Raw genomic sequence first — 1,960 nt, forward strand, 5'->3', positions numbered from 1 at the left:
GGCCGTCCGGCACGTTCTGGTCTGACCTGATCAGACGCGGGTGCCGCGGTTGCTGCGACCGCCGACGAGGCTGACGAGCCAGATCACGAGGCAGGCACCGACGATAGCGGCGAGGACGCCGGGAATGGAGAAGGCCGCCGGCATAACGCCTTCCTCGCTGCCGCCGGTAAGGAACGAGACGAGCCAGCCCACGATGAACGCGCCGACGATGCCGGCGGCGATGTTGGCGATAATGCCCATCTGGGCGTCACGCTTCATGATCTTGGAGGCGATCCAACCGGCGAGTCCGCCGATGATGATCCAGGCGATGATTGTCCCCATGATGTAATCCTTTCCCGAGAGCTACTCGGCCCGAGTGCGAGCCGCACCCACAGCAGAACACGCTTGCGCCCCGAACGCCTCCGGTCGGGCCGTGTGTGGGGTTAATCGTCGCTTATTCGTTACTCACCTGCACCTCAGGTGTCATGTGAGCAGTGGCTCTCAGGCGAGGTCCGCCGAGTCCGGGTTCTTCTGGACGTAGCGCTCGACGAACTCGCAGGCGGGCCGCACCCGCAGGCCCTCGTCGCGGGTGACCGCGAGGGCCTCGCCGATCATCCGCCCGGCCAGGCCGCGGCCGCCGAATTCCTTGTCCACCACGGTGTGCGGGAAGGTCCTGACGCCGTCGGCGTCGCTGTAGTCGGCGAAACCCGCCACGACGTCGTCGACGACGATCTCGAACCGGCCGGCGGCGGCATTGCGCTGCACCCGGATGTCCTCCCCGGCGCTCACGAGTGCGACTCCGGGCGCACGACCATCACCGGGCAGGGCGAGGCCTGCAGGAGCGCCCGGCTGGTCGAGCCGAGGACCATGCCGGTGAATCCGCCCCGCCCGTGGGACCCGACGACGACGAGCTGGGCCTTCTCGGCCTGCTCCACGAGTGCCCGGACCGCGCGATCGCGGGTGACGACCCGCTCGATCCGCACGTCGGGGTAGCGGTCGGAGAAGCCGGCGAGCCGCTCGGACAGGACCTCGAGCTGCTGTTCCTCGAGCTGCCGCCAGTCCTCGTCGGTCAGCGCGATCCCCGCGGCGGCGGCCTGGACCTGCGGGTCCATCCAGGTGTGCACCGCGATCAGGGTGGCGTCGCGGGCCGAGGCCTCGGCGAAGGCCCACGCGGTGGCCTTGGTGCTGACCTCGGAACCGTCGACCCCCACCACGACCGGGCCCGAGCGGTCGAGGTCGTCGGTGTCCTCGCGGGTCACCACGACCGGGCAGAACGCGTGGCTGGCCACCGAGGCCGAGACCGAACCGAGGACCATCCCCTTGATCCCGCCCAGTCCGCGCGAGCCCAGGACGATCATCTTGGCCTTGCGGGAGTAGTCGATCAGGACCTGCGAGGGGTTGCCCTCGACGATCGCGTGCGAGACCTCGATGTCCGGGGCGACCTTGAGGGCGGTGGCCCTGGCCTGCTCCACGATCGGCTGGCACTCCTTCTCCAACTCGTCGTAGACGGGTTGGGGCGGGACCATGCCCTCGGCGAACATGGCGGCCGGCATCGTGTAGCTGGTCACCAGCACGAGCGGGACCCGCCGGGTGGCGGCGGTGTTGGCGGCGTACGCGACGGCGCCGGTCGAGGCTGCTGAACCGTCGATGCCGACGACCACGGAATTCTCAAGTGAAGCCATGCCTCGAGACTACCGCCACGGGTGGTTCTTGGAGGCGTTCTCAGAACTCGTCGGGGAAGGGGGCGTTGGGCGGGTACGCCATGTTGAAGCTGCCCTGGAACGCCGGGAGGAAGGCGCGGCCGGGACCGAAGAGGAAGAAGTCGACAACGGCGTCGATCATGGGTGCTCCTGGGGTAAAGGGGGCAGCTGGTGTGCGAGTGACGCATGAGGTGCCTGGGGCGAAAAGTGAGTGTAGCCCAACGACTAGACTCTGCATATGCCGAAGTCCGGACGTCCGCGAAGGCCCCTGCCGTTGCGTG

At 68.5% G+C, this 1,960-nt stretch carries 3 protein-coding genes; all 3 read right to left on the reverse strand.

Annotated features, from left to right (window positions below; translation table 11 throughout):
• Positions 1 to 30: 30 nt before the first annotated feature.
• The 3 genes from G6018_RS12225 to G6018_RS12235 all read right to left on the reverse strand — a co-directional run bounded on the left by G6018_RS12225 (position 31) and on the right by G6018_RS12235 (position 1,661).
• Entirely contained in the window at positions 31 to 321 is a 291-nt protein-coding gene (locus tag G6018_RS12225; RefSeq protein WP_182639740.1) for a GlsB/YeaQ/YmgE family stress response membrane protein, read from the reverse strand.
• Positions 322 to 480: 159 nt separating this feature from the next.
• Positions 481 to 768 (reverse strand): GNAT family N-acetyltransferase, encoded by a 288-nt coding sequence (locus tag G6018_RS12230; RefSeq protein ID WP_179523577.1) that lies wholly within the window; start codon positions 766 to 768, stop codon positions 481 to 483.
• A complete protein-coding gene (locus G6018_RS12235) occupies positions 765 to 1,661 on the reverse strand; it encodes a universal stress protein (RefSeq protein ID WP_179523576.1) in 897 nt (298 codons plus the stop codon). The genes G6018_RS12230 and G6018_RS12235 overlap by 4 nt, the downstream gene beginning before the upstream one ends.
• Positions 1,662 to 1,960: the final 299 nt, after the last annotated feature.

Source organism: Dietzia sp. DQ11-44, assembly GCF_014145205.1.
Lineage (GTDB): Bacteria > Actinomycetota > Actinomycetes > Mycobacteriales > Mycobacteriaceae > Dietzia > Dietzia natronolimnaea.